This window comes from Cyanobacteria bacterium FACHB-DQ100, assembly GCA_014695195.1.
GTDB lineage: Bacteria > Cyanobacteriota > Cyanobacteriia > Leptolyngbyales > Leptolyngbyaceae > Leptolyngbya.
The window spans coordinates 300,561-324,136 of the sequence record JACJNW010000039.1 but is presented as its reverse complement, the minus strand read 5'-3'; the positions used below and the strand labels follow the sequence as shown (position 1 = coordinate 324,136).

Here is a 23,576-nt window from a genome sequence, read left to right as displayed (position 1 = left end):
CGTGAAGTGGTTGTTTGATTTTGTGCTTCATCTTCAAGTGTTTGATTTCGCCAAGCTTGAGCTGTATGGTTCTTTTTCACGCCTCACTTAGGATGGCTATAGACTTAGCAACATAAATTTTCGAAGATTGACAGAAGCCTGCAAGTTAGTCTAAAAACGACGCTAATTTGCGAATTGCGACACTTAATGTGCGAGCGTACATTTCCAGGTAGTGGAGCTAAGGGGAGTCGAACCCCTGACCTTCTCAATGCCATTGAGACGCGCTACCAACTGCGCTATAGCCCCGGTCTTTAACTTATTCTACCTTAGTCTAGACAAACAGCAACAATGCGGTTTTTTCGACTTTGTTAGAAGGCGCAAGGGTATGCATTAGAGACTGTTTTAATAGCGATCTCCAACTGCAAGACCCAAAGCCAAAAGATACGATCGTACCTAAGCAACTCGCAACTTGGCCTGAAGTTGATCCGGTGCAAATGCGCCGAATTCCGTAACGATAGCAGTAATGAACTCAGCCGGAGTCACATCAAACGCAGGATTGTAAAACTCAATGCCAGGCGGACAGATAACCGTTTCACCGATTTGGTAAATCTCAGACGAATCGCGCTCTTCAATGGGAATTTGAGTACCATCCGCAATGCTGAAATCGATCGTTGAAACCGGAGCCGCAACGAAGAACGGAATGTTGTGTGCTTTTGCAATCAGCGCCACGCTGTAAGTCCCAATCTTATTGGCTGCATCTCCATTTGCCGCAATGCGATCGGCTCCCACAACAACCGCATCAATCATGCCGCGCTGCATACAGTGAGCCGCCATATTATCGGTAATTAGCGTCACCGGAATTCCTTCGTGAGCGCATTCCCAAGCTGTAAGTTTGGCTCCTTGCAAGCGAGGGCGCGTCTCATCGGCATACACTCGTGCTAAACGGTTCGCTGTCCATGCCGATCGCACCACACCTAAAGCCGTTCCATACCCTGCGGTTGCCAATGCGCCTGCATTGCAGTGTGTGAGAAGCCGCAGTCTTTCAGGGGTTGCGGGCAAAGCCGCTAGACCGTGATCGCCAATCGATCGACAAGTGGCTAAATCGTCTTCCTGAATCTGCTTGGCTGCGTACAATAGCGCCTCTTTCAAAGACTCAATCGATCCGAGTGTTTGCCGCGCCGTTTTCAGCATCTGATCGATCGCCCAGAATAAATTCACCGCCGTTGGACGAGTCGCACGGAGTTGGGCAGCGATAGTTTCGAGTTGGGCTAAAAATTGTTCTCGATTCGGGGTTTCGATGTCTCGCGCACCCAGATACATTCCATAAGCGGCAGCAACCCCAATCGCAGGCGCACCCCGCACAATCATCGTTTTGATCGCTTGAGCCATTTCGTCACAGCGACAAATTTCTACTGTGGTGTATTCACTGGGCAAACGAGTTTGATCGATCAGCAAGACGCGATCGTGGTTCCAAACTACGGGATAAACCTGGGGATAAACCTGACTCGGAGACATATTTAGCTTTACGGTTGAGTATTGTTGATCTTAGCGGAAACGGGATTTGGAATTGAATTTATGCTGTCAGTTGTAGAAGCAGAAACGCTGATTTTAGAGTCAGTTCAGGCGATCGGAGAAATCGAAAGGGTTGGGTTAGCAGCGTGTCGTAATCGCATTCTCGCGGCTCCGATCGCGAGTAACCTCGACTTTCCCCACTGGGATAATTCTGCGATGGATGGCTATGCAGTGCGATTTGAGGATGTGAAACAGCCCGCTATTCTAGAGATCGTTGAAGAGATCCCGGCAGGCTATCTACCTCAGAAATCGATACAGCCTGGACAAGCGGCAAGAATTCTCACGGGATCGATGATGCCTGCGGGCGCAGATACCGTTGTGATGCAGGAGAACACTCAGCGGCAGGGCGATCGCGTTTCGATTCTCACGCCTCCTCCCACTCAGGGATCGTTCGTCCGATATCGCGGTTCATATTATCAGGCTGGAAATCCTCTACTCTCTCCGGGTGCTGTTCTGAAAGCGCCTGAAATCGCGATTTTGGCAGCAGCGCAATGTGTAGAAGTTCCAGTTTTTCGCCGTTTGCGGGTGGCGATTCTTTCAACGGGGAGCGAATTAGTTACTCCCGATCGACCACTCCAACCCGGACAAATTGTCGATTCTAATCAATATGCGCTCGAAGCTCTCGTTGCAGAAATGGGAGCAGAGGTGATTTCGCTGGGAATTATTTGTGATGAGCCAGCGGAATTGAAGAACGCGATCGCTACGGCGGTTGAGTCTGCGGATGTCGTCATTTCTTCGGGTGGGGTTTCTGTGGGCGATTACGATTACGTCGATCGCATTTTAGAAGAATTAGGTGCAGCGATTCAGATTCGCTCCGTCGCTGTTAAGCCCGGTAAACCTCTGACCTTTGCAACATTTCCGAATTCGACGCTGTATTTTGGACTCCCCGGAAATCCGGCTTCAGTGTTAGTGACGTTTTGGCGGTTTGCTCAGCCTGCAATTCGGAAATTATCAGGACTGGGGCAGGGCTGGAAGCCCGAATTCTTGAGCGCGATCGCCACTCAAGAACTCAAATCCGACGGCAAACGGGAGTTTTACCTATGGGGATCGGTGTCGATCTCAGACGGTGTATTGCATTTCACTCCTGCGGGTGGCAGTCGCTTATCGGGAAACTTGATCAATCTTGCAGGAACGAATGCACTGGGGAAAATGTCGATCGGACAAACTCACATTTCCCCAGGCGAAACTATCCAAATTCTCAAAGTGAGCTAAAAACTACTGTGAATTCGATGGACTCCTTCGCTCCGGTTCGACCGCGCCCGGAATAGAATTTGGGGCGGGTAAAAAACAGAGCGAAGAAGTTCATCGAACTTACTTGAACAACTAGAAGCCTCCCACTGTGCCAGAGCTGAGATTGCGATCGCTATTCCAGTGATCCGGAGAGCTGTTTTAGTCCTCGAGATCGCTATTCCAGTGATCCGGAGAGCTATCTTAGTGATCTGGAGGGCTATTTCAGTGGTCGCGATCGCTGTTTTAGTTCTCGCGATCGCTGATTTTCAATAAAAGCTCCTTGCCACTCGCGGGGGATTTAGCCACGCCGAACGCAGCCAACTTCCACCTACTTCTGCGGTTTGCGTCTCGTCCGCAGAAACTCAGGAATATCCAGACCTCCTGGTTTTTGCTGTGTCGGCTCCGGTGCAGGCGGTTGACCCATCGGTGGAGGCGTAATTGGTCGAGGTTTCGGTTGCGGCACAGAAACGCTCTTCGTCGTCGTCGCTTGCGGCTGCACGTCTTGCGTAAACCCAGTCGCAATCACCGTAATCCGAATTTCACCCTGCAAGGCTTCATCAATCACTGCACCGAAAATAATATTGGCATTCGGATCAACCGCTTCGTAGATCGTATCGGCAGCTTGGCTCACTTCATGCAGTGTGAGATCAGAACCGCCCGTAATGTTAAACACCACGCCCCGCGCTCCATCGATCGAAGCTTCCAACAATGGCGAAGAAATCGCTGCGACTGCCGCTTCTCGCGCTCTCGACTTACCAGAACCGATGCCGATTCCCATCAGCGCCGATCCCGCATCTGCCATCACCGCCCGGACATCCGCAAAGTCCACGTTCACTAACCCCGGAATCGTGATGATATCCGAAATGCCTTGCACCCCTTGACGCAAGATATCATCCGCCGTCCGGAACGCTTCCTGCACCGGAGTTTGCTCGGAAATCACCGACAGCAGCTTATCGTTGGGAATAATAATAAGCGTATCCACTCGGCTTTGCAGCGCTGCCACGCCTTCTTCGGCTTGTCCCGTCCGCCGCCGACCCTCAAACGTAAACGGACGCGTCACCACGCCAACCGTCAGCGCCCCTAATTCTTTCGCAACCTCCGCCACGATCGGCGCGGCTCCGGTGCCTGTACCGCCTCCCATGCCTGCGGTAATAAACACCAAATCCGCGCCTTCGAGCGCTGCCGCAATCTCATCTCGTGATTCTTCCGCCGCCTTTTGCCCGATCGCTGGGTTGCCGCCTGCACCCAGTCCGCGCGTTAACTTCTGACCCACCTGCAACCGCTTCGAGCCAGACGATTGAGTCAGCGCCTGAGCATCGGTATTGATCGACCAGAACTCGACTCCCCGAACATCACTGGCGATCATGCGGTTGACTGCATTACTGCCACCGCCACCCACGCCAATTACTTTAATTTTGGCAATGCTCCCAGGCACAATATCACCACTCCTTGCATCAGGGACTGTCTTTAGCCCAGCGTTCTGTCCCATCGTTTGACTATGATACAAACCAGAATTAAATGGATTTGAGTTATCTGAGGTCGAAAAATTATTCATTTGCCCTTCCGCGTTCGAGCTTAGGTAGCCTGATTCTGGCTGATGATTCAGCGTTGTTGGGTTGGCATTCGACTCATTATGATTAAGCGTCATTGGGATTTCAAGCGGTGGAGATGAACAGCAGAGCAGTCGAAAAGGGCGACTGAACTCGATTAGCACATTAGCTTATCAGGACTCGCGACAGTTCGCTGGAGATTTTCTCACAACTTTTATTCTATGGAGTACCTAATTTTACAGGAGTTTGGGGTGCATTCATTTGCAGAACCGGAGAATTTGGATTTCTTAAGTCGATCGACAGAATTTGACCCGCATTCACCCGACTCGGCAACCGGCGCATCTCGTCTAATACTTTGAGCTGCGCCGGAAAATTCGAGCCGTAGCCCCCAAACTGTACCGCACCTAGTTCGGTTTTGAGAATTAAGTTTGTCGGATCTTCCCAATTCGCTTCCAAAACCCGAACGGGACTCTGGCGAATGGTGCGGTAGAACGTTGCCCAGTGAGAACGATATTGCTCCGGGTTGCCGATAATTTTGAGGTCGGGTGGTCTGAAGTTAGGGTTCAATTTCGTGTAGCCTTCTTGCGGCATCCAGGTTCCGGTTTCGTCGAGCAGTCCGGGCGGAGCCGCTTTTGAAGTAGTCTGCGCGATCGGAACGCGCTCTTGAATCCGCACGGTTAAGCCCGGTGGAAACAATTGGCGATCGACGGTTGCGTTGGCGATCGGCGCTTTGGCTATGAGCGCATCGGCAATCCAGTGCGGCTGCACTTTCAGCAGCGACTGGGGATAATCGATCGGCAACAGCGTGCGAATCGTTTGTTCTGAAAGCAAGCGATTGCCTTTGATGGTGATTTGATCGGGCTTGCGAATCACCCAAGCGGGGAGCGTGGCGACCCAGACCGTGCCCACGGCTAAACTTGCGATCGCAGCGCTGCGCCAACTGGTCTGAAACAACCGGGTTCGACGCTGGCGACGGAGTTGTTGGCGGCGCTGGGAGAGTTCGTTGCGGGACACGGGGGCGATGCTTGTCATTAGAAAGGCGCGATTCGGGTCAATAGAGAAGCGATTGAGATTGAAGCCCTTCTGCCAGGAGCTTTAACTGATCTCAACCGACTGCATGAGTCTTGAAATTAGTTAAACCTCAGTTAGCAGGGTTCAGACGTTAACTCTAATCGATCTGCTTCAGGTTGGAAGCTTTTTTCGGCAATCTTTTTCAGGCTCTATGGCGATCTTAAATCGGGGGGAGTGGGGAGTGGGGCACAACTTAAGCACGATCGCTCTAAGCCCTGTTCAGAGACTATCGAAACCTCCCCTAGCTGGGTGTTTCTTGTAGCAGCGTCGCCACCCGTTCACCAAACTCCGGATCGACATTTGCAAGGCTCAAAAGCTGTAAATATTCTTGGCGCGTTAGCCCATTTCTTTCGATGATCGCGATCGCTTCAGCTTCAATATCTCGCTGAATTCGTGCCGATTCAGACTCTGTTTCTGCAGCTTGTAGTTCCCCTTCTCGCCGCTCAATTAGCGTCACCACTTCTAAGCAGGACTGCACAAATTGATTCAGCTTCTCGGATGGGATCGTGTTGGCATCAATGCTTGAGCTTACGGGGGGCGGAATTGGGCTTTCTGCGATCGCCCAACTTGCGCTAGGGTGAGCTAGAACGCAAATCAACAGAAGTGCGATCATTAAAATAAGCTTAGAAATTCGAGTCATGTCAGATTTAAAAGCAGAACTGAGAGAATCCTTAGACGAAGCAGAGTGGGAATGGTTGATTCCTCACGCCGATCGCGATGCCGTAATTATGGTCGCTGATTCCCTTGATCTTGTAGAGGTTGGATACGCGATCGCCAACGATCAAATTAGTTCAGTGCAGCAGTGGATTCAAGATTGCTTGATCTACAAGCCGTCGATCGAGCAGAAAACCGTTTGGAACGAAGACCAAACCAAGCGCTTTCAGGCGTTGATTCTCCAGCCTTATGTGTTGATTCAAGAATTAGCTGCCGCTTAATTCCCTTTGCTAGCGGGTGCAAGACTCGCGCCCGTCCGTCCCGTTGTCACCCAAAGCAAAGCTCGTCCCCCATCTCGGACTGCCTTAGAGAGCGATTCTTCCGACTGATTCGACGGGATTGCAATCGGTCGAATATTGATCCCACGACTCCCTAAGACGATTTCGCCGATAATCTGAGCGCGGCGCATATGATAGTCCGAGGTAATGAGATAAACGCTGCGAATATTTTGCTGACGCAAGCGATCGGCGATCGAGGTGAAGTTCGTCACCGTATCGACCGCTTCATAATCTAAGTGCAGCCGTTGCAGGCTCACACCTGTTTTAGTAAAGACGCGCTCTGCATACTCACGTGGCGCACCCGATGAAATCCAGACCGGAAGATTCGGATGCTGTTTGGCAAATTTGGCGCTGAAAATCTCGCGCTCTTCTGCTCCACCGAGTACCAAGATGGCATCCGGTTGCTCAAAATATAGCCTTGCCGATCGTACTCCCATCCACAGCACGATCGGCGTGAGTAGAAGCAGCCAGGGAAACGATCGTCTGCGGCTTTTACGGTGATATTGATTTGGCGAAACGGCTCTTAAGCGCACGATGCCACCCCTGCGAAAACAGATAAATTCACGCCCAACTCTTGAGATACTACTGATTGCGGCGTTCTTGTTCAGATTGCGCCTGAGCAATAACCGCTTGAATCCGCGGTAAGGCAAAAAATCTTTGAGTATCTGCCATGAGTTTATCGCCCCAAAGATTCTCTTTGAGGAATTTCGGCTCGCTATAGCGGACATCTTGCTTCAATGCACTTTCTCCGAGCGTGAGCGCTTCGGTTTGGTTCCCCTTCCGAAAGAGCGCAACCGCGATCGCCAACTGCGGTTCTGCGGTTTGCTTTGGATCGACCGCCACCGATCGCCGCCAGAGCCTGATTGCTTCGTCGATCTTGCCTTCTTCGTAGCGGATTAGTCCGATGTTATTAATGGCAGGCCAAAACTTTTGGTCAAGTGAGGTCGCTTTTTCATAGCTGCCGATCGCGTCTCGATTCTTTTTCAACATTAGATAAGCATTACCCATGTCGAAATAAGCCCCCGCGACGTCGGGCTTGATCTTTAGTCCTGCCTGAATTTGTTTGATCGACTCTTCGTACTGTGCCTTCTGGAAGTGTGCGGTTCCCAAGGCAAAGAGGATGGCAGAATTTTTGGGATCAAGTGAATTCGCTTTTCTGAGCGCGGGGATCGCATCGTCAGTTCGATTCGTCTCAAGATACAAGCCGCCTAAAATTGCCCAAGTTTCGGGACGCTTAGGTGCAAGTTGAACTGCTAGTCTCGCTCGCGCTAACGCTAACTGATTCTGGTTGAACTGCGCGAGCTGGGACGCTTCTTGCACTAGCCCCAACCCTTGCTGCTCTAGTTTGTCAAAATCAACTTGGGGTGCGTGGGGGATCAGTGCTTGAGCGGACGCAGGTCGAGTTGTCAGGAGTCCGAGTATCAGGCACATTGAGAAGAGAGAGAGACGTTTGGGCACGACAAAGCCTTTAAAAAACGACGGCAAGATATGCAGTAAGCTTAATCGATCTTGTTAATTTTGGGGATATCGATGGAGAATCGCAAAGCATTCAGGCTGCAGAATTATGATTAGATAGACATTTTGCAAAAGCTAAAGTCAGCCCTATATCTTGAATTTTTCTCAAACTAGCGGTACAGTAAACGCTACCAATAGCGTTTTGCTCAAGTCCACCGTTTGAGGAATCGTCCATGATTTCATCTATTGCTGTTCCCAATTTCACAAATATGTCTGACTTGCCCGACCCTACAGCACAATCGCCCTGGATCGATCCGCTCAACGATGGCAAAAGTCGAATCGCGCTGCTGTCGCATATGGGCAGTGATTTAGACATTGTGAATGATGCCAGGGCTAGCTTTGATAAGGTGTCGATCGATCTCGATGACAAAGACATCAAGCTGATTCGCTATCTAATTCAGCATCACCACACCTCACCGTTTCGAGGTGTGGTGTTTAAATTCAAAGTGAAAGCGCCGCTCTTTGTCGCACGCCAATGGTGGAAGCACGTTATCGCCTCAAGCCACAACGATGAGCAAGTCGGTTGGAACGAAAAGAGTTTTCGCTATGTGGCGATCGAAGATTCCGAAGACTTTTACATTCCTGCTTCATTCCGTCAGCAGTCCAAGAGTAATCGACAAGCAACATTCGGCGAGATTCCCGAAGCGCAAAACCAAAAAGCGCTCGAAATCTACCGCGCTCAATGTGAAGCCAGCTACAAGGCTTATAAAGACTTGCTTGAACTTGGAGTCGGTCGAGAGCAAGCGCGAGGCGTTTTGGTTCCAAGCGTCTACACTTCTTGGGTTTGGACAGTTTCATTGCAAGCGGTACTCCACTTCATCGGACTGCGAAAAGGCGAAGGCGCGCAGCAAGAAATTCACTTCTACGCCGATGCCATTTCTCAATTGATTCAGCCGATCGTGCCGCAAACGATCGGCGCTTGGGAAGAATTGAACCGATCGTTCTAGTTTCTTCTCAAAGCATCGAGAGAACTTTGCGCCAAATTAGGTGGCAGAGTTCTCTTTTCTTTTAGAGATTCCACAGAAATGAATCGCTCACGCAGTAAGATTTTATGGAATCTTCAAACAGCCGATTCACTCATTGGGATGCGACAAGGGACACGTAGAAAGGAAGAGCAATCATGAATATCATCGAACTATTTGAAAAAGGCGGCATAACGATGCTGCCGTTGTTTGTTCTCTCAATCTTGTCGCTTGGAGCCATTATTGAGCGATCGTGGTTTTGGTTCAACGTCCTCAATAAAGAGAAAGAAGTCGCCGGACGAATTCTCGAAACTTCGCGGCGCGATTGGGATGGGGCAGTTGAAATTGCGCGGCAGTCCTATGATCAACCGATCGGACGCTTCCTTTATGCTCCGATGCGCTTGCAAAATCCCGATCCGGAGCTGTTTCGTCTGGCGCTGGAATCTTCTGCCGATGAGGAGATCGCTTCAATGCGGCGCGGCGACAAAATTCTCGAAGCTGTGATCGCGCTGGCTCCACTGCTCGGACTGTTGGGAACTGTGATCGGTCTAATTCTGTCGTTGCGATCGATCCGAATCGGCGACATTGGAACCGCTTCCACCGCCGGGGTAACAACCGGGATCGGGGAAGCGTTGATTAGTACCGCAGCGGGGCTAGTTGTAGCAATCTTCAGCCTTGTGTTTTACCGCGTCTTTCAAGGATTGATTTTCAATCAGGCAAAGATCTTTCGTCGCACAGGCAACGATCTAGAATTGCTGTACCGCCAGAAATGGCAACTGACTCACAATAAGTTTGATCGCAAAGATGGTTAGCCCCTCACTCGGTTCAGCGTTATGAAAATTAATCTCGACTCTCCCGCCGATGAAGCTCAGATCCAAATCGTTCCGCTAATCGATGTGATCTTTTGTATTCTGACCTTCTTTATCCTAGCTGCGCTTCAACTAACTCGTCAGCAGGGTATCGGATTAGACCTGCCGCAGTCTCAAACCAGTAGCGTTCTGATGAGTGAAATGCTTGTCATTGGGCTAGATTCAAATGGACAAACGTATTTATCGAATCAGGGACAGCGGCAACTCATCGATCGCTCTCAACTCCTACAACTTGTTCAGGCATATCATCAGCAGCAGCCCGAAGGCTTATTAGTGCTCGAAGCGGCTCAAACTGCCTTTTATAACGATGTGATTCAAGTGCTGGATGTGATGCGATCGGTTGCCGCTGATAAAGTTGCGCTTTCGACTGCACCTGGCAATCAACCGGGACAGCCACAACCCGGACAAACACAAGCGCCCGGAACCATCCCGCAAATTACTCCGGCTCCAAACCTCATTCCCAGTCCGACTGCTCCAACCAACATTACGCCGATTAATCCGAATCTCACGCCGACCGCTCCGGCTCAGCCTACTGCTCCACAGGCTCCGGCTCCTTCAAATACCGTTCCAACCGCTCCCGGTGAAGCAGTTCCTCAATCTCCGTAGTGAACTCACTTTGTCCAAACATCTGAATATCGCCAAAAGAGATGTCTTCTGATTTGCACGTTTTTCAAGAATCGGGAGTACATCTTTTTTGCTTGAGAGATTGTCAAATCTTCATCAGTCCGAAGATGTTCGCGCATTGCTGCGATCGCTTCTATCGACGGCTGTTTTCCCCACTGCTCAAGAAGGGCAAGGCGATCGAAATCATTCCGAATCTTCAATTGCTTGTCCACGCTCAAGCTGGGACTGATTTTGCGATCTTAGCCAGCAGTCTCAATGCCTCATTAACTGAAGCTGAATCTCGAAAAACCTCTGCCACATCTGGATCGAGAACAACGACATTGCTAGATTTCTTGAACGCTTCGTAATACTTCCCTCTCACTCCACCTGAAAAATCATATTCAGGAAGCATTTCATCGTCTTCGTGTAAATTATTCTCCTGATTCATAAACCCTCCTTTCTTTTTGAGTGGCTAGACGAGCGCTAATCAGCCGAATTTCACCGTCTCTTTCAGTATGCGACACAATCAACAATCGAAATCGCGTCGAGTTGCCGATCGTGACCAGTCGAATTTCTCCGATGGAATGTCTCGGATCATCGATCGTAATCGCTAACGGATCAGCAAAAACAGTCACTGCTTCTTCAAACGTTACTTCATGTTTTTGTTCATTAGAGCTTGCCTTGTGTCGATCCCATTGAAACTTCATTTCAGGTTTTTGACTTCCAAACGCCTACTTGCGAGTAGCTCGGCTCCATTCGACATATAAGTTTCAGGCTAAACAACCTGTGAAATATTTTACGCGTAGGCAATCCACCTACCCACCTGAATAAGTTTCGGAAGTAAAACTACCGACTCCGGATCGGAGTACCGCAAGGATAAGTTGCAACAGATTGACGTTCCGCACCTGAGATTGACTCCGTAGCCAGATGAGCAGGCTGGAGTTTTGCCGCTTGATAATCTGCTTTCAGCTTCGCCAGCATTGCTTCACGCTGATCGTACAATCGCTTCAACGGACGTGGGGCACATTGATTGATCACATACGCCGTCATGATTGGAAGCGCGATCGTGCTGTCGGTATAGCAGACGATCGTATTTGGCAACTCATCGGGATCAACTTTGCCCCAGCTTACCGCTTCATTCGGCGTTGCCCCCGACAATCCACCGGTATCCGGTCGAGCATCGGTAATCTGCACAAAGAAATCATGTCCGCGCTCTTCCAAACCCAACACCTCATGCAATTGAGGCTGAGTTTGCAGCAGGAAATTCTTCGGACTGCCGCCCCCAATAATCAGTGCAGCACTCTTGCCCTCAATGTTGGAATTACCAGACTCACGCGCAGAATATGCGATCGCCGCTGTCTCATTCACATCCAGTAGCGGATCAATTTGCAGCTTCGAGCCTTCCAGCGCCATCGCCGCCAAATTCATCCCGATCGAACTATCTCCCGGCGACGAAGTGTAGACCGGAACACCGCACTCGTAAGCCGTTGCCAGCAAAGAAGGATGTTTTACCCCCAGCTTGCGTTCCACCTCATGCACATATTTACCCAGGAGGTAATGAAACTCAGCCGTTCCCATCCGTTTCTGAAACGGTTCCGCCTGAATAATTTGGCGGATAAACGCATCCGTTCCGAGCAGCACATCATAATCAAAAATGATGTCGTAAATGCGAATGCGCCCCTCGTCACGCAGTTTCACATCATCGACAAACGGATTGCTGGCGTAGAGATCTAGCCCCAAACCGTAATGCAGATCGTGATACAGATTTGCACCCGTGCTGATGATCCAATCAATAAAGCCATTCTGCATCAAGGGCGCTAACACCGAAGTTCCAAAACCCGCCGGAGTCATCGCTCCTGACAAACTCACACCAACCGTCACCCCTGCTTGCATCACTTCGCGGCTCAGCAGATGGCACACCTCGCGCAATCGCGCAGAATTGTAAGCGGTAAAATATCCGTCGATTAAATCCACCACGCTAATATCATTTGGAATGGGGGCGGGTGTAATCTTGCGGCTAAGAAGCTTGGACATTGTGATACTCCAGAAAAGGCCGAACGCATAGAGTGAAGACAGACAAAATGAACCCAGGCTGAAATTTGCAACGCAGCTATGACCACTGAAAACTTCAGAAGTTATCCAGCACAAACTAGACCGCTTTGAGCCGATCGCACTATTTAAGTTTAAGAATTCCCGTTCATAGAGAATCCGACCGATCCAGTCCGTGCGGTAATTAACTTCTCAAGAGAGAAGAACGATCGACGAACCTAAAGTTACAGATCGGTCAGTTCATACTGGGAGCTTCGCAGCGATCAACCCAAGATAGCGTCGGATCGCACTGCCCTATGCGCTTCAATTTCAGCTCCAGATACCACAGCGGTCGCCAAGGATATCCAGTTAAAGAAAAACGTTTCAATTCTGTTCTCTTAACCTGCAACTGCTACAGATAGCCTCATCCTAGCACTGTTAAAAAAAATGGCACGTTTTTATTAATAGCTTCCGCTACAGAGTGAACACAAATACGCTACAATCTATCGCCCTATCATTCTACTGAAATCATGTCTGACGCTTTAAACGCGGAACAGCACCGCCTGAAAATGCAGCGCCGCAAACAAGTCCAGGATCAACGCATTGCCGATCGCACCCGTGAAAAAGGCTTGATTATCGTGAACACCGGAAACGGAAAAGGAAAAACTACTGCAGCTTTAGGAATGGTGTTACGCTCCTTGGGTCACGGCTACAAAGTCGCGATCGTGCAATTCATCAAAGGCGCATGGGAACCTGCGGAGAAAGCTGCATTCGAGCACTGGGGCGATCAGCTTGAGTTTCATGCAATGGGAGAAGGCTTTACCTGGGAAACCCAAGATCGCGATCGCGATATTCTCAAAGCCACAGAAGCCTGGGAAAGAGCACTCTCTTATATTCAGAATCCCAACTTTCGATTAGTCTTGCTCGATGAAGTCAATGTCGCTCTGAAGCTGGGCTATCTCGAAGTAGAAACCGTTTTAGCAGGACTCGACCAAAAACCAGAAGACTCTCATGTCATTCTCACCGGAAGAGGGGCACCCGCTGCTCTCGTTGATCGAGCAGATCTCGTCACCGAAATGACGATCGTGAAGCATCCCTTCCGCGAACAAGGGATCAAAGCTCAGCCGGGAATTGAGTTTTAATTGCATCTTCCAGGTGAAACAATGCAATCCGGAGCTTCACGGAGGGGCGATCTGTCAGTCTCTCAAAGGGAATTATTTTCAGTATTCACTCTGAAGCAATATCGGATAAGTCTGTATAAATTTTTCTAAGTGTTGCTTGCTCTGTTGGTTCGGCTGAATTGAGAATTTCCTAGAAAAGCGCTTTTTGACCTCCTACATCAGGGAATACTACGTCAAAAGTCGGTAGCAATTCAGCCTAAATCAGCACACTATGACTTCACCCACCCTTATTCAAAATCCACTGATTCCATCGACCCAGAGCGGCTCCCTCAATACCAACACTCCTACCACTAGCTTTCAAATCGATCTCAGAAATTTTCGGAGCAGTGCAGGAAATTTTTCATTGACGGATCTGTCTGGTGATGCAGATCTCCGAGTGTTCCGAGAACCGGCGATGACTGACGGTACCAGAGTCTTAGTCGGAGAATCTAGAAATCAAGGCAAGCTTTCTGAGTCGCTTTTACTGGGGACAGGCGCTCTGACTCCCGGAGTTTACACCATAGAGGTGTCGCTTGCCCAAGACGCTCCAACTGCAAATTACAAGCTGAATGTTGCAGTTAACACTGACGCTAGCCTGAGCAATATCTTTTGGCGTAATGCTCCTGGCGCTCAATCTGCTGTCTGGAGAATGGATGGCACAACTGTTGCAGGGGCAACATCGCAGGAAGATGTCGCCTCAGATTGGCAAGTTCAGGGCATTGCAGACTTAGACGGGGACGGAGAAGAAGATCTCCTCTGGCGCAATGGTCAGGGGCAGGTTGCTTTCTGGACGTTTAAAGGAGGAGAGGTTGCGAATGCAGGATTTTCGGCAAATCTCTCAATTGGTCCAGAATGGCAGATTACCGCTGTAAAGGATCTCAGTGGCGATGGGCAAGCAGACCTTGTTTGGCAAAATACTAGTCAAGGACAAGTTGCGGTTTGGCAACTTAAGGGTGGAGTATCGGTCAACGGAAACTTAGTTAATGTTGGTCCGGGTTGGAGAACTGTTGCAGCCGTTGATCTTGACGCAGATACTAGATCAGATATCATCCTCCAGAACCTGTCAACTGGCGACTTCGCATTCTGGCTGATGAACGGTGCTGAGATCAGACGTGGAGCTTTAATTAAAATTGCACCTTCATGGCAACCGCAGCTCTACGGTGATTTCAATAGCGACGGCAAGACAGACATTGTACTGCGCGATCGCTCCACAGGTACTGCGGCAATTTGGTTGATGGATGGAACCAGTATCAGTCATGGTTGGATGACGGCGGCAATTTCACTAGACTGGCAAATTGAGGCGTTAGGCAACTTTGACGGCAGAACAAACAGTGGCAACGGCAACAAAGACTTGCTGTGGCGCAACCGCAGAACAGGTGAAATGGCAATTTGGCTGATGAATCCGGATGGCAAGAGCTTCTCAAGCCAGCAATTTGTCCAATTCAACGGCAGCAACTACAACAACGGCGCAGGCTGGACGATCGCCGGAATTGGCGATTTTAACTATGACAGCAAGGAAGATATCATCTACCGCAACGACCAGCAGGGGGGAATTGAAATCTTGCTGATGAACGGAACGAATATTAGCACCAGGAATGCCCCGGCAAGTACGATCGGCAGCCCCTGGAGAGTTCAAGGCATCATGCAGCGCAAAATTCAAGCCCAGCCGTTTGAAATTAGCGGACGTTCCCAATCGGGGGGCTATGTGGCAGCGACGGCTTTCAACCTGGGCTTGTTAGATGGAAGCGCAACTTACCGGGATAGAGTACAGTTCAATGCGGCTGACTACTTCAGATTCAACGTTTCTACTCAGTCGAATGTGACGCTCAATGCGACAGGCACTGGAGTGACCCTGGAACTCTTCCCGATTCTGCAAAATGGCACCCTTGGAAGCGCGATCGCGGCTACGCCTGATATGCTGCTGAATGGGGGGGCTTACGCTGTGAAAGTGTCCACAACCCGGACAGACTTAGCCCCCGACTACACGCTAAGCGTAACGGGCAAACCCAAGACCACTGATGTTGCGGGAGTCTCCTTCTCGTTGCTGGACGCTGCACTTGCGCTCAATCCCACACCTGAGCCAGGCAGCGGTCAAGTCTTCGAGAAGAACCGCCTCACCGCGAGATTCAAAGTTAGAAACAACAGTTCGCTTGCGATCAATAATCTTGAAGTTGGTTTCCGAATTTCGCGTGATGGTCGGATTGACACGACGACAACAGCAGATGCACAACTTGAGATCGGAGGGACTACAGGCTCAACGCTGCCCGTTTACACCATCGCATCTCTGGCAGCGGGTGCAACAAGTGCTGAGATTGAAGTTCAACTGGTCTTACCCGATACCGCCGCAGACTTCTGGTTTGTGGATGGGCAGTACACGATCGGGATGGTCGTCGATCCCAACAACAAGTTGACTGAAGACAACGAGAGCAACAACTTCAACGTAGCGCTCAACACCGACAAGGGACAGCTTGCTGTAACTCGGACAGAAACGATCGAGCTGGTTGGCTCGGATATGCGGGTAACGAGCGGAACCTTTGCGCCGGATCAGACGCTTGGATTGTCATTCACGCTGCAAAACCTTGGAAATCGAGCGTTCCCTAGCGACACTGCTCTTCCACTCCAGTTCTATCTCTCTTTAGATACAACTCTAGATCAAACCACAGACATCCCCTTAGAGGTTTGGGCAGCAGGCACTACCTCTGGCAATTTTAACCAGTTCTTCGTCAATGCTCCAACAAGTGGCACGATTCTGGGGGCAAAAGGTAGCGGATCGGATACGAGGATGCTAGATCTTAACCTCAAGCTTCCTCCCGCAGCTTCGCTGGTGCGCGGACAAACCTATTACCTCTCAGTCTGGATTGATCCGGCAGAAAATACTGCTAAGGAAGCGGACTTCGCAAACAACAGGATCGACCCATTAAATGCTGACTTGAATCCGGTGGCTCCCGAAGACACGATCGGCAAGAACTACATCAAGTTCACTTACAACTAACTCAATTGTGTCTGATAGACAGGGACGCTTCACCAGCGTCCCTGTTTTTTATTCTTCTTGAGCGATCGCAGGCAATGTGCACTGCATTGAAATGTCGCTCGTCTTCGGGAAAGCATCCAGAAGTTGGGCGAAGAGCTGGGTATTGAAGCTGCGGGGATCACGTCGCGACCTTGATCGATCAACAAGCTGATGGGTACTAATGCGATCGTTGGAAATGCCTGTTTTGGCGACTAGCCAAGCCAAGGACTGATATTGAGCGCGAGTGTAGCCGCTATGTCTAGCTCCATCGTCTCGTCCATCAGGCGGTGTCACTAGCGAGATATGGTAAGCAAAATTGTTGACAGAAGGCGGAAAGGTGGGATTTGTTTTGACCGCTTCTTCCCCTTTATTGCCATTAAACACAGAGTTTCCGGCTCCAAAAGCACGACGATCGGGCGGAACAAGATAAACCACATTACCGTTTTCCCGAATGAGAGCGTGATAGCTCACTTGATCATTATCATTCGGGTGGGGCGTTCTAAAGTAGTTAATCGCAGAGCTGCCCGACCCCACGGTTTCATGCAGAACGACGATCGGCTCATTGCTGACCGGACGACCGTACAGATCTTGAGCAAATCGTCGTCCGAAGTTTGAAGGATGTGCTAGAGCAACTTCTTCTCTCGGTTGATAAGTCGAGCTAGGGGGCGAGTCTTGGCGGAATCGACTCAGAGAAGGAGTGCCTTGAATGGCGGGAAGATTTCGGGGTCTACCGCCTCTTGAGACGGGTTTAATGGCACAAGCGCTCGATAGCAGATCGCTTGCCTCGGCAATATTTTGCTGAAAACTAATCAACCGGGGTTGGGAGGTCTTGATCCGAAGCCCATCGAGCCATTCGGCTTGTCCCGATTGAACAGCAATCAAAAATGTAGCAAACCCGACTAGGACGATCGCAAGAACCTGAAAAAGCCTCTTCATGTGTTGTGGAAGTTATCCTGCTAGAGATCAAAGATCAACTTGTGCTAATCGTGGAACAAGATAGAGTTTTCTCGAGTTTAGTTCCAGAGCGGAGTCAATTCAGAGAAGCGTGATTTATTACACGCAGCATAAAAATGGGATACGTAGGCTCTTACCGCCCCTGCAATTTAGCGACTTTTTCTTCTAAAGTTTTGATTCGTTCACGTAATTCAATCACCAGGGTTGCGAGTCGATCGAACTGGGCATCCGTGAACTTTGTTGATCGTGGAAGCGTTGGAGAGCTTGAAGGAGAGGGAACTGAGACTCCAGCGCGGGGACGGCTTGCAGACAGTTGATTTAACTCCGAGCGAATCCCCACAAGTTCAGTTTCGATCCGCGAAAGCCGCGATTCTACTAATCCGATCTGTGCGTCGGCAGGTGAAAATAGCTGAGTTACAAGCGAGATCAAAACGCTGAGACTGAAGAAAACAAGAACATTTTTCATCATTAGATTTCTGGTGCTTGTTTGATCAAAATGGTTCATTACAAGATTATTTCTGTACCCGGATAGACTAGACATAAGCCAACTTCAGCGAAAAAGCTTGAAGTGTTGAATGATTCCCAGCGATTTCTTCGCTTTTGGCTTAGGGTCGATCGTGCATCCAGGAAACAACTTTTGCGGGACTGCTTATGTCTGTCATAGCACCTGCAAATCTGATTCAACTCGCGATTCGTGCTTTGATTAAGCATAATGGCTCTAAGAAGCCAGCGTTATGGCTCAAGCAAACGATTCAAGTTTCTGAAGCTTTGCATTACCTCCGTTGATATCCCATTTGTTGCCAGTCTTAACATTCTGTTACATAATGAATGGAGCAAGGTTCTAAAAATGCTTATGTTTGGCGGATTTACTGGCTTCAAGCCCCCCACCAATAACACGGACTTCGGCGAACAGATGCTGAACTCTGTGTTGAGTCAATCGATTCGCCATCTGTTTACGCAGAGTGAGTCTGTGGATGTTTCACTCAAATGTTTTCCATCAAGCAAGCTGTTGCAGGGCAGCATTGACAGCTTCAAAATGAGCGGACGTGGGTTGCTGATCCGCCGTGAATTCTGGGTTGAGGAGATGTGGTTTGAAACCGATGCGGTGTCGATCGATTTCGGCTCTGTCCTATCGGGTAAGATTCGCCTCAAGCAAGCGGCTCAAGCTGTTGCAAAGGTCATCCTTACAGAAGCGGGTCTGAATAAGGCATTTCAGTCTGAACTAGTTAAGCCTCGAATGGAAAACATTACGGAAGCGTCATTGATGAATCTCTCCGGGGGTGAACCTGTTGCCTTCTCGGAAGTTGTTCTGAAGCTTCTGCCCGAAAATCAAATCCAGATTTCTGCAAAAGCAGCATTACCGAATGGACTCATTCCAATTTGCTTAACTGCAACGATCGCGATCGAACGTCGTCGTCGCATTCTGTTTCAAAATCCACAATTTATTGTTGATGACATTCCTGAAGCTCAACGTGGAGTGTCAGAGCTTTTGAGCAATACCTTTGCTGAGATTTTAAATAATATGGTGGATCTCGATCGATTTAATCTTGATGGTGTGACGATGCGCCTAAATCGCTTAGAAACTGAAGACGATAAGCTGATTTTTAGCGGTTATGCAGAAGTCACGCATTTTCCGAAACAGGGTTAATTATCTTAGCCTGACTTGTTCCAACTATTCTGCAAAGTTATGGAACAAGAAATTTACGAGTCTTGGAATCAGAAGGCTCAAGATTGGAATATTCAGGTTGGTGAGCCGGGAGATCGCAATCGCATTCTCAATTCTGATCCGGTAGTGTGGCAGTTTTTGGGAGCGGTAGACGGGCGCGCTGTTTTAGATGCAGGTTGTGGAACCGGATATTTATCACATCAACTTTGTCGAAAGGGTGCAATCGTCACCGGAGTTGATCTTGCGCCAGGGATGTTGGTGATCGCGCAACAAAAAGCACGATAAGGATTATCGATCGACTTTCACGAAGATTCCTGCTCAGAACTCAAAACGCTTCCAGATGAACACTTTGATTTGCTTGTGTCCAATTATGTTTTGATGGATTTACCTGATTTAGAAGAGACAATTCTCGCTTTCCAACGAGTGTTAAAGCTGGGTGGGATTGCGGTTTTGGTGTTTTCACATCCTTGTTTTGATCAAGGAGCCGCCGTTGTGAATGATGCCTCTGTTGCGTATCACTGGAAAGAATCATACTTTGGACGGCAAAAGCGCCAAGATCCGCCTTGGAAACACTTTACGGCTTCGTTTATCTGGTTCCACCGACCTCTATCAGACTATTGGAAAGCGTTTAAGTTGGCTGGTTTTGATGTAGTTGATTTTGAGGAACCGAGATTAGGAAGCGATCGGGCGCATCTCGCCAAAAATGAGCAAGAATTCTTCAAATATCAAAATCTTCCTTATTCTGTTGCCTTCAAGTTGTCAAAACCAATCGATCAAGCGTGATGCAAGCCATTAACAGAGTTTTCGCCGCATTCAATTCAAGATAAAGCGCTGTTACGAGCGACGCAAGAGCAAATTAATCAAGTCCTGAGCCGTCCCTCAAATGACGATGTTCACGGTTATTTGAGGGTTTTGGTGATGTTGATTTATGAGTATGAAGAACAAACAGAAGCTTTTCCTGGATTAACAGACGAAGAACGGATTCAGGCGCTTGAGGAAGATTCAGCTAATTAAATCGCCACGATCGTTCCCCGCTTCATTCATAATGGGTGGTTGTTCTAAAGTCGCGATTTCTCATGCCTAACTGGTTCATTGCTGGCGGAGTTGTGATGATTCCGTTGCTGCTGTTTTCAATTTTGGCAGTGGCACTGATTCTAGAACGATCGCTGTTTTGGGTAAAAATTTCTCAGCGTCAGCAGCGAGTCGCTAGAGAAGTGATGAATGTTTACAAGCGCAATCCGATCGCTGCCTTTCAGATGTTAGAGAAAAATTCAGATTTACCGATCGCTCGAATCTTTCTTGCAGCTTTAGAGCTGGAGCAAGCCACGCCTGAAGAATTCCGGCTGGCACTCGAAAGTGCGGGTATGGCAGAGATTCCACTGTTAAAACGGTTTAACACGGTGTTTGATACGATCGTCGGTCTCGCCCCGCTCCTTGGCTTACTGGGAACCGTAACCGGACTAATTACTTCATTTGCTTCATTGCGCTTGGGGGATGTGGGAGGAGCCAATACACTAGGGGTAACGGGTGGAATTAGTGAAGCGTTGATTTCAACCGCAGCAGGCTTGGTCGTTGCCATTTTTACGCTATTTTTTGCGAATCTCTTTCGCGGTTTGTACACCAAACAACTCGCACTGATTCAAGAATACGGTGGACAATTAGAATTGCTTTACCGTCGTCGCCACGCTATCTGAAAAACTGTCGAGGAGTTCCCGATGCGTCTTCCTGAAGAGCCAGACCTACCCCCGCAAATTTATCTTGCGCCTCTGATCGATGTGGTGTTTGCGCTATTGACATTCTTTATTATGTCTACGCTGTTTTTAACGCGATCGCAAGGTCTCCCCGTTTCGCTTCCGAAAGCTGTCACGGCTGAAGCCCAAAAAACAGCTCAGATTGTGGTGACGATTAATCCAAAGGGAGAAATCGCAGTTGATAAAAAGCCGATTGTGATTGATACGCTTCCAGCGACAGTGCGTGAAATCTTGAGCCGCAATCGCCAAGCGGTTGTCGTAATCAATGCCGACGAAAGAGTTTCGCATGGTCAAGTGATTACCGTAATGGATCGATTGCGATCGATTCCTGGGATTCGGCTAGGAATCGCAACTCGTCAGTCGTAACGAAAGTTAAAGAAAGTAAAAAATTTGCTGCAGCGATCCCCTTGACTTCGAGCGCGCTTGATGCAGAAATGGGCGTTTTAACTGTTTCTTAAGTTTTCATATGCCAAACGTTACATCTAGGTAAATCTCATAACATTTTTTTATTAATCAACACAGATTCTCTAAACTAAGGCTTATTGAAATCCTGATATGATTCAGATCAGTTCGCGCCTATGCACGGGAGAGCAGCGAGATTCACAAACTGTCTCCAAACATGGGATCATGTATGGCAAGCTGATCCCCAGTGTCAAGGTGTAATGCCAGCCACATCGGTCAGGAATTTCCTGGTCACTGTTGGTGATGTCTGAATCAAGGTTTTCAATCGTTTTCATTACAGGAAGGGAGATATGTCCTACGCTCAAACCAAAACCCAGTCCAAAGCTGGGTATAAGGCTGGGGTACAAGATTACCGTTTAACGTACTACACCCCAGACTACACGCCTAAAGACACTGATATTTTGGCAGCGTTCCGGGTGACTCCTCAACCTGGCGTTCCTCCGGAAGAAGCTGCTGCTGCGGTTGCTGCTGAGTCTTCCACGGGTACCTGGACGACTGTGTGGACGGACTTGTTGACCGACCTCGATCGCTACAAAGGACGCTGCTACGATATCGAGCCTGTCCGGGGTGAAGATAGCCAATTCATCGCTTATATTGCATATCCTCTCGACCTGTTTGAAGAAGGATCTGTAACCAACCTGCTGACCTCGTTGGTGGGTAACGTCTTCGGGTTCAAAGCGTTGAAAGCGCTGCGTCTCGAAGACCTCCGCATCCCGGTTGCTTACTTGAAGACCTTCCAAGGACCGCCTCACGGCATTCAGGTTGAGCGCGACAAAATCAACAAGTACGGTCGTCCGCTACTTGGATGTACGATTAAGCCGAAACTCGGTCTGTCTGCGAAGAACTACGGTCGTGCAGTGTACGAATGTCTGCGCGGCGGTTTGGACTTCACCAAAGACGACGAAAACATCAACTCGCAGCCGTTCCAACGCTGGCGCGATCGCTTCTTGTTCGTTGCTGATGCAATTCACAAGTCGCAAGCTGAAACGGGCGAAATCAAAGGTCACTACCTCAACGTGACCGCTGCAACTTGCGAAGATATGTTAGAGCGTGCGGCATTCGCGAAAGAACTCGAAATGCCGATCATCATGCACGACTTCTTGACCGCAGGTTTCACAGCAAACACGACTCTGGCGAAATACTGCCGTGCGAATGGTCTGCTGTTGCACATTCACCGTGCAATGCACGCGGTGATCGATCGTCAGAAGAACCACGGTATCCACTTCCGCGTGTTGTCGAAGTGCTTACGGATGTCTGGTGGTGACCACATTCACACCGGAACCGTCGTCGGTAAGCTCGAAGGTGACAAGGCGATTACGCTTGGTTTCATCGACTTGCTGCGTGAAAACTACATCGAGCGCGATCCGTCTCGTGGTGTTTACTTCACCCAAGACTGGGCTTCGATGCCGGGTGTGATGGCGGTTGCTTCGGGTGGTATCCACGTATGGCACATGCCTGCACTGGTTGAAATCTTCGGTGATGACTCGGTGCTTCAGTTCGGTGGTGGAACCTTGGGTCACCCCTGGGGTAACGCGCCGGGTGCAACGGCAAACCGTGTTGCATTGGAAGCTTGTGTGCAAGCTCGGAACGAAGGTCGTGATCTCATGCGTGAAGGCGGCGACATCATTCGTGAAGCTTGCCGCTGGTCGCCAGAATTGGCTGCGGCTTGTGAACTGTGGAAAGAAATCAAGTTCGAGTTTGAAGCTGTTGATACCGTCTGATGACCGTTTGATCGAAGATTTTAGATTTTGGATGGGGCGATCTCTGTCCAGAATCTAAAATCCAAAACTCACAATCCAACGTATGGATCTGAAGCGAATTGCGAAAGATACGACAAAGACACTGATTAGTTATTTGACGTATCAAGCTGTCCGGGTTGTTTATGCTCAGCTAGACGAAACTGATCCAAAAAAGGCTTACTGGCTGCACAAGTTTTCTTCACAGGAAAGCATTACAGATGGTGAAGCGTTTATGGAAGCGATGTTTCGAGAACGGCAAGATTTGGCGTTTCGGATTTTAACGGTGAGAGAACATCTTGCCGAGGAAATCGCTGATGTGCTGCCGGAAATGTTGCGATCGTCGATGCAACAAGCGAATATGGAACAACGCCGCAAACAGCTAGAGCGCATGACGCAACTCGACTTAACGACCGAATCGCAAGATTCTGACTCTGAAAGTAATTGACGACCTAATCATTGAGGA

General features: G+C 49.2%; 23 protein-coding genes, 1 tRNA gene and 1 pseudogene. 13 read left to right on the top strand and 12 right to left on the bottom strand.

What is annotated here, in order from left to right:
* Positions 1-212: 212 nt before the first annotated feature.
* Both H6F51_23640 and mtnA read right to left on the bottom strand, forming a co-directional pair.
* Positions 213-285 (bottom strand) — tRNA-Ala (locus H6F51_23640).
* Positions 286-432: 147 nt separating this feature from the next.
* Entirely contained in the window at positions 433-1,494 is a 1,062-nt protein-coding gene (gene mtnA / locus H6F51_23635; GenBank protein ID MBD1825466.1) for an S-methyl-5-thioribose-1-phosphate isomerase, read from the bottom strand.
* Between the two features lie 60 nt (positions 1,495-1,554).
* On the opposite strand from mtnA, the gene H6F51_23630 reads away from it, so the two are divergent.
* Positions 1,555-2,763, top strand: coding sequence for a molybdopterin molybdotransferase MoeA (locus H6F51_23630; protein ID MBD1825465.1), 1,209 nt, complete (start codon positions 1,555-1,557; stop codon positions 2,761-2,763).
* Positions 2,764-3,109: 346 nt separating this feature from the next.
* Here H6F51_23630 and ftsZ read toward each other — a convergent pair whose 3' ends face one another.
* From ftsZ to H6F51_23615, 3 genes are all read right to left on the bottom strand, one after another.
* On the bottom strand, positions 3,110-4,429 hold the full coding sequence (gene ftsZ / locus H6F51_23625) for a cell division protein FtsZ (GenBank protein MBD1825464.1): 1,320 nt from the start codon (positions 4,427-4,429) through the stop codon (positions 3,110-3,112).
* A gap of 121 nt (positions 4,430-4,550) precedes the next feature.
* On the bottom strand, positions 4,551-5,363 hold the full coding sequence (locus H6F51_23620; GenBank protein MBD1825463.1) for an FtsQ-type POTRA domain-containing protein: 813 nt from the start codon (positions 5,361-5,363) through the stop codon (positions 4,551-4,553).
* 280 nt (positions 5,364-5,643) lie between these two features.
* A complete protein-coding gene (locus H6F51_23615) occupies positions 5,644-6,042 on the bottom strand; it encodes a DUF4168 domain-containing protein (protein MBD1825462.1) in 399 nt (132 codons plus the stop codon).
* Between H6F51_23615 and H6F51_23610 the strand changes: the two genes are divergently transcribed.
* Positions 6,041-6,337: a DUF2288 family protein gene (locus tag H6F51_23610; protein MBD1825461.1), complete on the top strand. Its 297-nt coding sequence runs from the start codon at positions 6,041-6,043 to the stop codon at positions 6,335-6,337. The genes H6F51_23615 and H6F51_23610 overlap by 2 nt on opposite strands.
* Here H6F51_23610 and H6F51_23605 read toward each other — a convergent pair.
* Both H6F51_23605 and H6F51_23600 read right to left on the bottom strand, forming a co-directional pair.
* Positions 6,334-6,831: a YdcF family protein gene (locus tag H6F51_23605; protein MBD1825460.1), complete on the bottom strand. Its 498-nt coding sequence runs from the start codon at positions 6,829-6,831 to the stop codon at positions 6,334-6,336. The two genes, H6F51_23610 and H6F51_23605, sit on opposite strands and share 4 nt — an antisense overlap.
* 145 nt (positions 6,832-6,976) lie before the next feature.
* Positions 6,977-7,852, bottom strand: coding sequence for a tetratricopeptide repeat protein (locus tag H6F51_23600; protein ID MBD1825459.1), 876 nt, complete (start codon positions 7,850-7,852; stop codon positions 6,977-6,979).
* A 266-nt stretch (positions 7,853-8,118) separates the two neighbouring features.
* Between H6F51_23600 and thyX the strand changes: the two genes are divergently transcribed.
* The 3 genes from thyX (at position 8,119) to H6F51_23585 (ending at position 10,346) form a co-directional block, all read left to right on the top strand.
* Positions 8,119-8,856, top strand: coding sequence for an FAD-dependent thymidylate synthase (gene thyX, locus H6F51_23595; GenBank protein MBD1825458.1), 738 nt, complete (start codon positions 8,119-8,121; stop codon positions 8,854-8,856).
* A gap of 173 nt (positions 8,857-9,029) precedes the next feature.
* Complete coding sequence (locus tag H6F51_23590; protein MBD1825457.1) at positions 9,030-9,683, top strand: MotA/TolQ/ExbB proton channel family protein; 654 nt, start codon at positions 9,030-9,032, stop codon at positions 9,681-9,683.
* A gap of 21 nt (positions 9,684-9,704) precedes the next feature.
* Positions 9,705-10,346: a biopolymer transporter ExbD gene (locus tag H6F51_23585; protein MBD1825456.1), complete on the top strand. Its 642-nt coding sequence runs from the start codon at positions 9,705-9,707 to the stop codon at positions 10,344-10,346.
* A gap of 232 nt (positions 10,347-10,578) precedes the next feature.
* Here H6F51_23585 and H6F51_23580 read toward each other — a convergent pair whose 3' ends face one another.
* The 3 genes from H6F51_23580 to H6F51_23570 all read right to left on the bottom strand — a co-directional run bounded on the left by H6F51_23580 (position 10,579) and on the right by H6F51_23570 (position 12,377).
* A complete protein-coding gene (locus H6F51_23580) occupies positions 10,579-10,791 on the bottom strand; it encodes a hypothetical protein (protein ID MBD1825455.1) in 213 nt (70 codons plus the stop codon).
* Positions 10,775-11,050, bottom strand: coding sequence for a BrnT family toxin (locus H6F51_23575; GenBank protein ID MBD1825454.1), 276 nt, complete (start codon positions 11,048-11,050; stop codon positions 10,775-10,777). Before H6F51_23575 ends, H6F51_23580 begins: the two co-directional genes overlap by 17 nt.
* A gap of 139 nt (positions 11,051-11,189) precedes the next feature.
* A complete protein-coding gene (locus H6F51_23570; protein ID MBD1825453.1) occupies positions 11,190-12,377 on the bottom strand; it encodes a deoxyhypusine synthase in 1,188 nt (395 codons plus the stop codon).
* A gap of 524 nt (positions 12,378-12,901) precedes the next feature.
* Here H6F51_23570 and cobO point away from each other — a divergent pair.
* Positions 12,902-13,513, top strand: coding sequence for a cob(I)yrinic acid a,c-diamide adenosyltransferase (gene cobO, locus H6F51_23565; GenBank protein ID MBD1825452.1), 612 nt, complete (start codon positions 12,902-12,904; stop codon positions 13,511-13,513).
* A gap of 250 nt (positions 13,514-13,763) precedes the next feature.
* Positions 13,764-16,523 carry a hypothetical protein gene (locus H6F51_23560; GenBank protein ID MBD1825451.1) on the top strand — a complete coding sequence of 920 codons (2,760 nt, stop codon included), beginning with the start codon at positions 13,764-13,766 and terminating at the stop codon, positions 16,521-16,523.
* Between the two features lie 48 nt (positions 16,524-16,571).
* Here H6F51_23560 and H6F51_23555 read toward each other — a convergent pair whose 3' ends face one another.
* A complete protein-coding gene (locus tag H6F51_23555) occupies positions 16,572-17,477 on the bottom strand; it encodes an N-acetylmuramoyl-L-alanine amidase (protein ID MBD1825450.1) in 906 nt (301 codons plus the stop codon).
* Between the two features lie 151 nt (positions 17,478-17,628).
* Entirely contained in the window at positions 17,629-17,961 is a 333-nt protein-coding gene (locus H6F51_23550) for a hypothetical protein (GenBank protein ID MBD1825449.1), read from the bottom strand.
* A 387-nt stretch (positions 17,962-18,348) separates the two neighbouring features.
* Here H6F51_23550 and H6F51_23545 point away from each other — a divergent pair, with 387 nt between their 5' ends.
* From H6F51_23545 to H6F51_23520, 6 genes and pseudogenes are all read left to right on the top strand, one after another.
* Positions 18,349-19,143, top strand: coding sequence for a DUF2993 domain-containing protein (locus H6F51_23545; GenBank protein ID MBD1825448.1), 795 nt, complete (start codon positions 18,349-18,351; stop codon positions 19,141-19,143).
* A 39-nt stretch (positions 19,144-19,182) separates the two neighbouring features.
* Positions 19,183-19,944, top strand: a pseudogene (locus H6F51_23540) (methyltransferase domain-containing protein).
* Positions 19,945-20,237: 293 nt separating this feature from the next.
* Complete coding sequence (locus H6F51_23535; protein MBD1825447.1) at positions 20,238-20,855, top strand: MotA/TolQ/ExbB proton channel family protein; 618 nt, start codon at positions 20,238-20,240, stop codon at positions 20,853-20,855.
* A gap of 21 nt (positions 20,856-20,876) precedes the next feature.
* Positions 20,877-21,278 (top strand): biopolymer transporter ExbD, encoded by a 402-nt coding sequence (locus tag H6F51_23530; protein MBD1825446.1) that lies wholly within the window; start codon positions 20,877-20,879, stop codon positions 21,276-21,278.
* A gap of 386 nt (positions 21,279-21,664) precedes the next feature.
* Positions 21,665-23,095, top strand: coding sequence for a form I ribulose bisphosphate carboxylase large subunit (locus tag H6F51_23525; protein MBD1825445.1), 1,431 nt, complete (start codon positions 21,665-21,667; stop codon positions 23,093-23,095).
* Positions 23,096-23,177: 82 nt separating this feature from the next.
* Positions 23,178-23,558 carry a chaperonin family protein RbcX gene (locus H6F51_23520; GenBank protein MBD1825444.1) on the top strand — a complete coding sequence of 127 codons (381 nt, stop codon included), beginning with the start codon at positions 23,178-23,180 and terminating at the stop codon, positions 23,556-23,558.
* Positions 23,559-23,576 lie beyond the last annotated feature (18 nt).

Excerpts from the sequence above, each read along its gene's own strand:
- H6F51_23520 (MBD1825444.1), top strand. The coding sequence starts at position 23,178 with ATGGATCTGAAGCGAATTGCGAAAGATACGACAAAGACACTGATTAGT.
- H6F51_23630 (MBD1825465.1), top strand. The coding sequence starts at position 1,555 with ATGCTGTCAGTTGTAGAAGCAGAAACGCTGATTTTAGAGTCAGTTCAG.
- H6F51_23610 (MBD1825461.1), top strand. The coding sequence starts at position 6,041 with ATGTCAGATTTAAAAGCAGAACTGAGAGAATCCTTAGACGAAGCAGAG.
- H6F51_23550 (MBD1825449.1), bottom strand. The coding sequence starts at position 17,961 with ATGAAAAATGTTCTTGTTTTCTTCAGTCTCAGCGTTTTGATCTCGCTT.
- H6F51_23585 (MBD1825456.1), top strand. The coding sequence starts at position 9,705 with ATGAAAATTAATCTCGACTCTCCCGCCGATGAAGCTCAGATCCAAATC.
- cobO (MBD1825452.1), top strand. The coding sequence starts at position 12,902 with ATGTCTGACGCTTTAAACGCGGAACAGCACCGCCTGAAAATGCAGCGC.
- H6F51_23580 (MBD1825455.1), bottom strand. The coding sequence starts at position 10,791 with ATGAATCAGGAGAATAATTTACACGAAGACGATGAAATGCTTCCTGAA.
- H6F51_23525 (MBD1825445.1), top strand. The coding sequence starts at position 21,665 with ATGTCCTACGCTCAAACCAAAACCCAGTCCAAAGCTGGGTATAAGGCT.
- H6F51_23615 (MBD1825462.1), bottom strand. The coding sequence starts at position 6,042 with ATGACTCGAATTTCTAAGCTTATTTTAATGATCGCACTTCTGTTGATT.
- thyX (MBD1825458.1), top strand. The coding sequence starts at position 8,119 with ATGTCTGACTTGCCCGACCCTACAGCACAATCGCCCTGGATCGATCCG.
- H6F51_23590 (MBD1825457.1), top strand. The coding sequence starts at position 9,030 with ATGAATATCATCGAACTATTTGAAAAAGGCGGCATAACGATGCTGCCG.
- H6F51_23530 (MBD1825446.1), top strand. The coding sequence starts at position 20,877 with ATGCGTCTTCCTGAAGAGCCAGACCTACCCCCGCAAATTTATCTTGCG.
- H6F51_23575 (MBD1825454.1), bottom strand. The coding sequence starts at position 11,050 with ATGAAGTTTCAATGGGATCGACACAAGGCAAGCTCTAATGAACAAAAA.
- H6F51_23545 (MBD1825448.1), top strand. The coding sequence starts at position 18,349 with ATGTTTGGCGGATTTACTGGCTTCAAGCCCCCCACCAATAACACGGAC.
- H6F51_23620 (MBD1825463.1), bottom strand. The coding sequence starts at position 5,363 with ATGACAAGCATCGCCCCCGTGTCCCGCAACGAACTCTCCCAGCGCCGC.
- mtnA (MBD1825466.1), bottom strand. The coding sequence starts at position 1,494 with ATGTCTCCGAGTCAGGTTTATCCCCAGGTTTATCCCGTAGTTTGGAAC.
- H6F51_23605 (MBD1825460.1), bottom strand. The coding sequence starts at position 6,831 with ATGGGAGTACGATCGGCAAGGCTATATTTTGAGCAACCGGATGCCATC.
- H6F51_23560 (MBD1825451.1), top strand. The coding sequence starts at position 13,764 with ATGACTTCACCCACCCTTATTCAAAATCCACTGATTCCATCGACCCAG.
- H6F51_23535 (MBD1825447.1), top strand. The coding sequence starts at position 20,238 with ATGCCTAACTGGTTCATTGCTGGCGGAGTTGTGATGATTCCGTTGCTG.
- H6F51_23555 (MBD1825450.1), bottom strand. The coding sequence starts at position 17,477 with ATGAAGAGGCTTTTTCAGGTTCTTGCGATCGTCCTAGTCGGGTTTGCT.
- ftsZ (MBD1825464.1), bottom strand. The coding sequence starts at position 4,429 with ATGACGCTTAATCATAATGAGTCGAATGCCAACCCAACAACGCTGAAT.
- H6F51_23570 (MBD1825453.1), bottom strand. The coding sequence starts at position 12,377 with ATGTCCAAGCTTCTTAGCCGCAAGATTACACCCGCCCCCATTCCAAAT.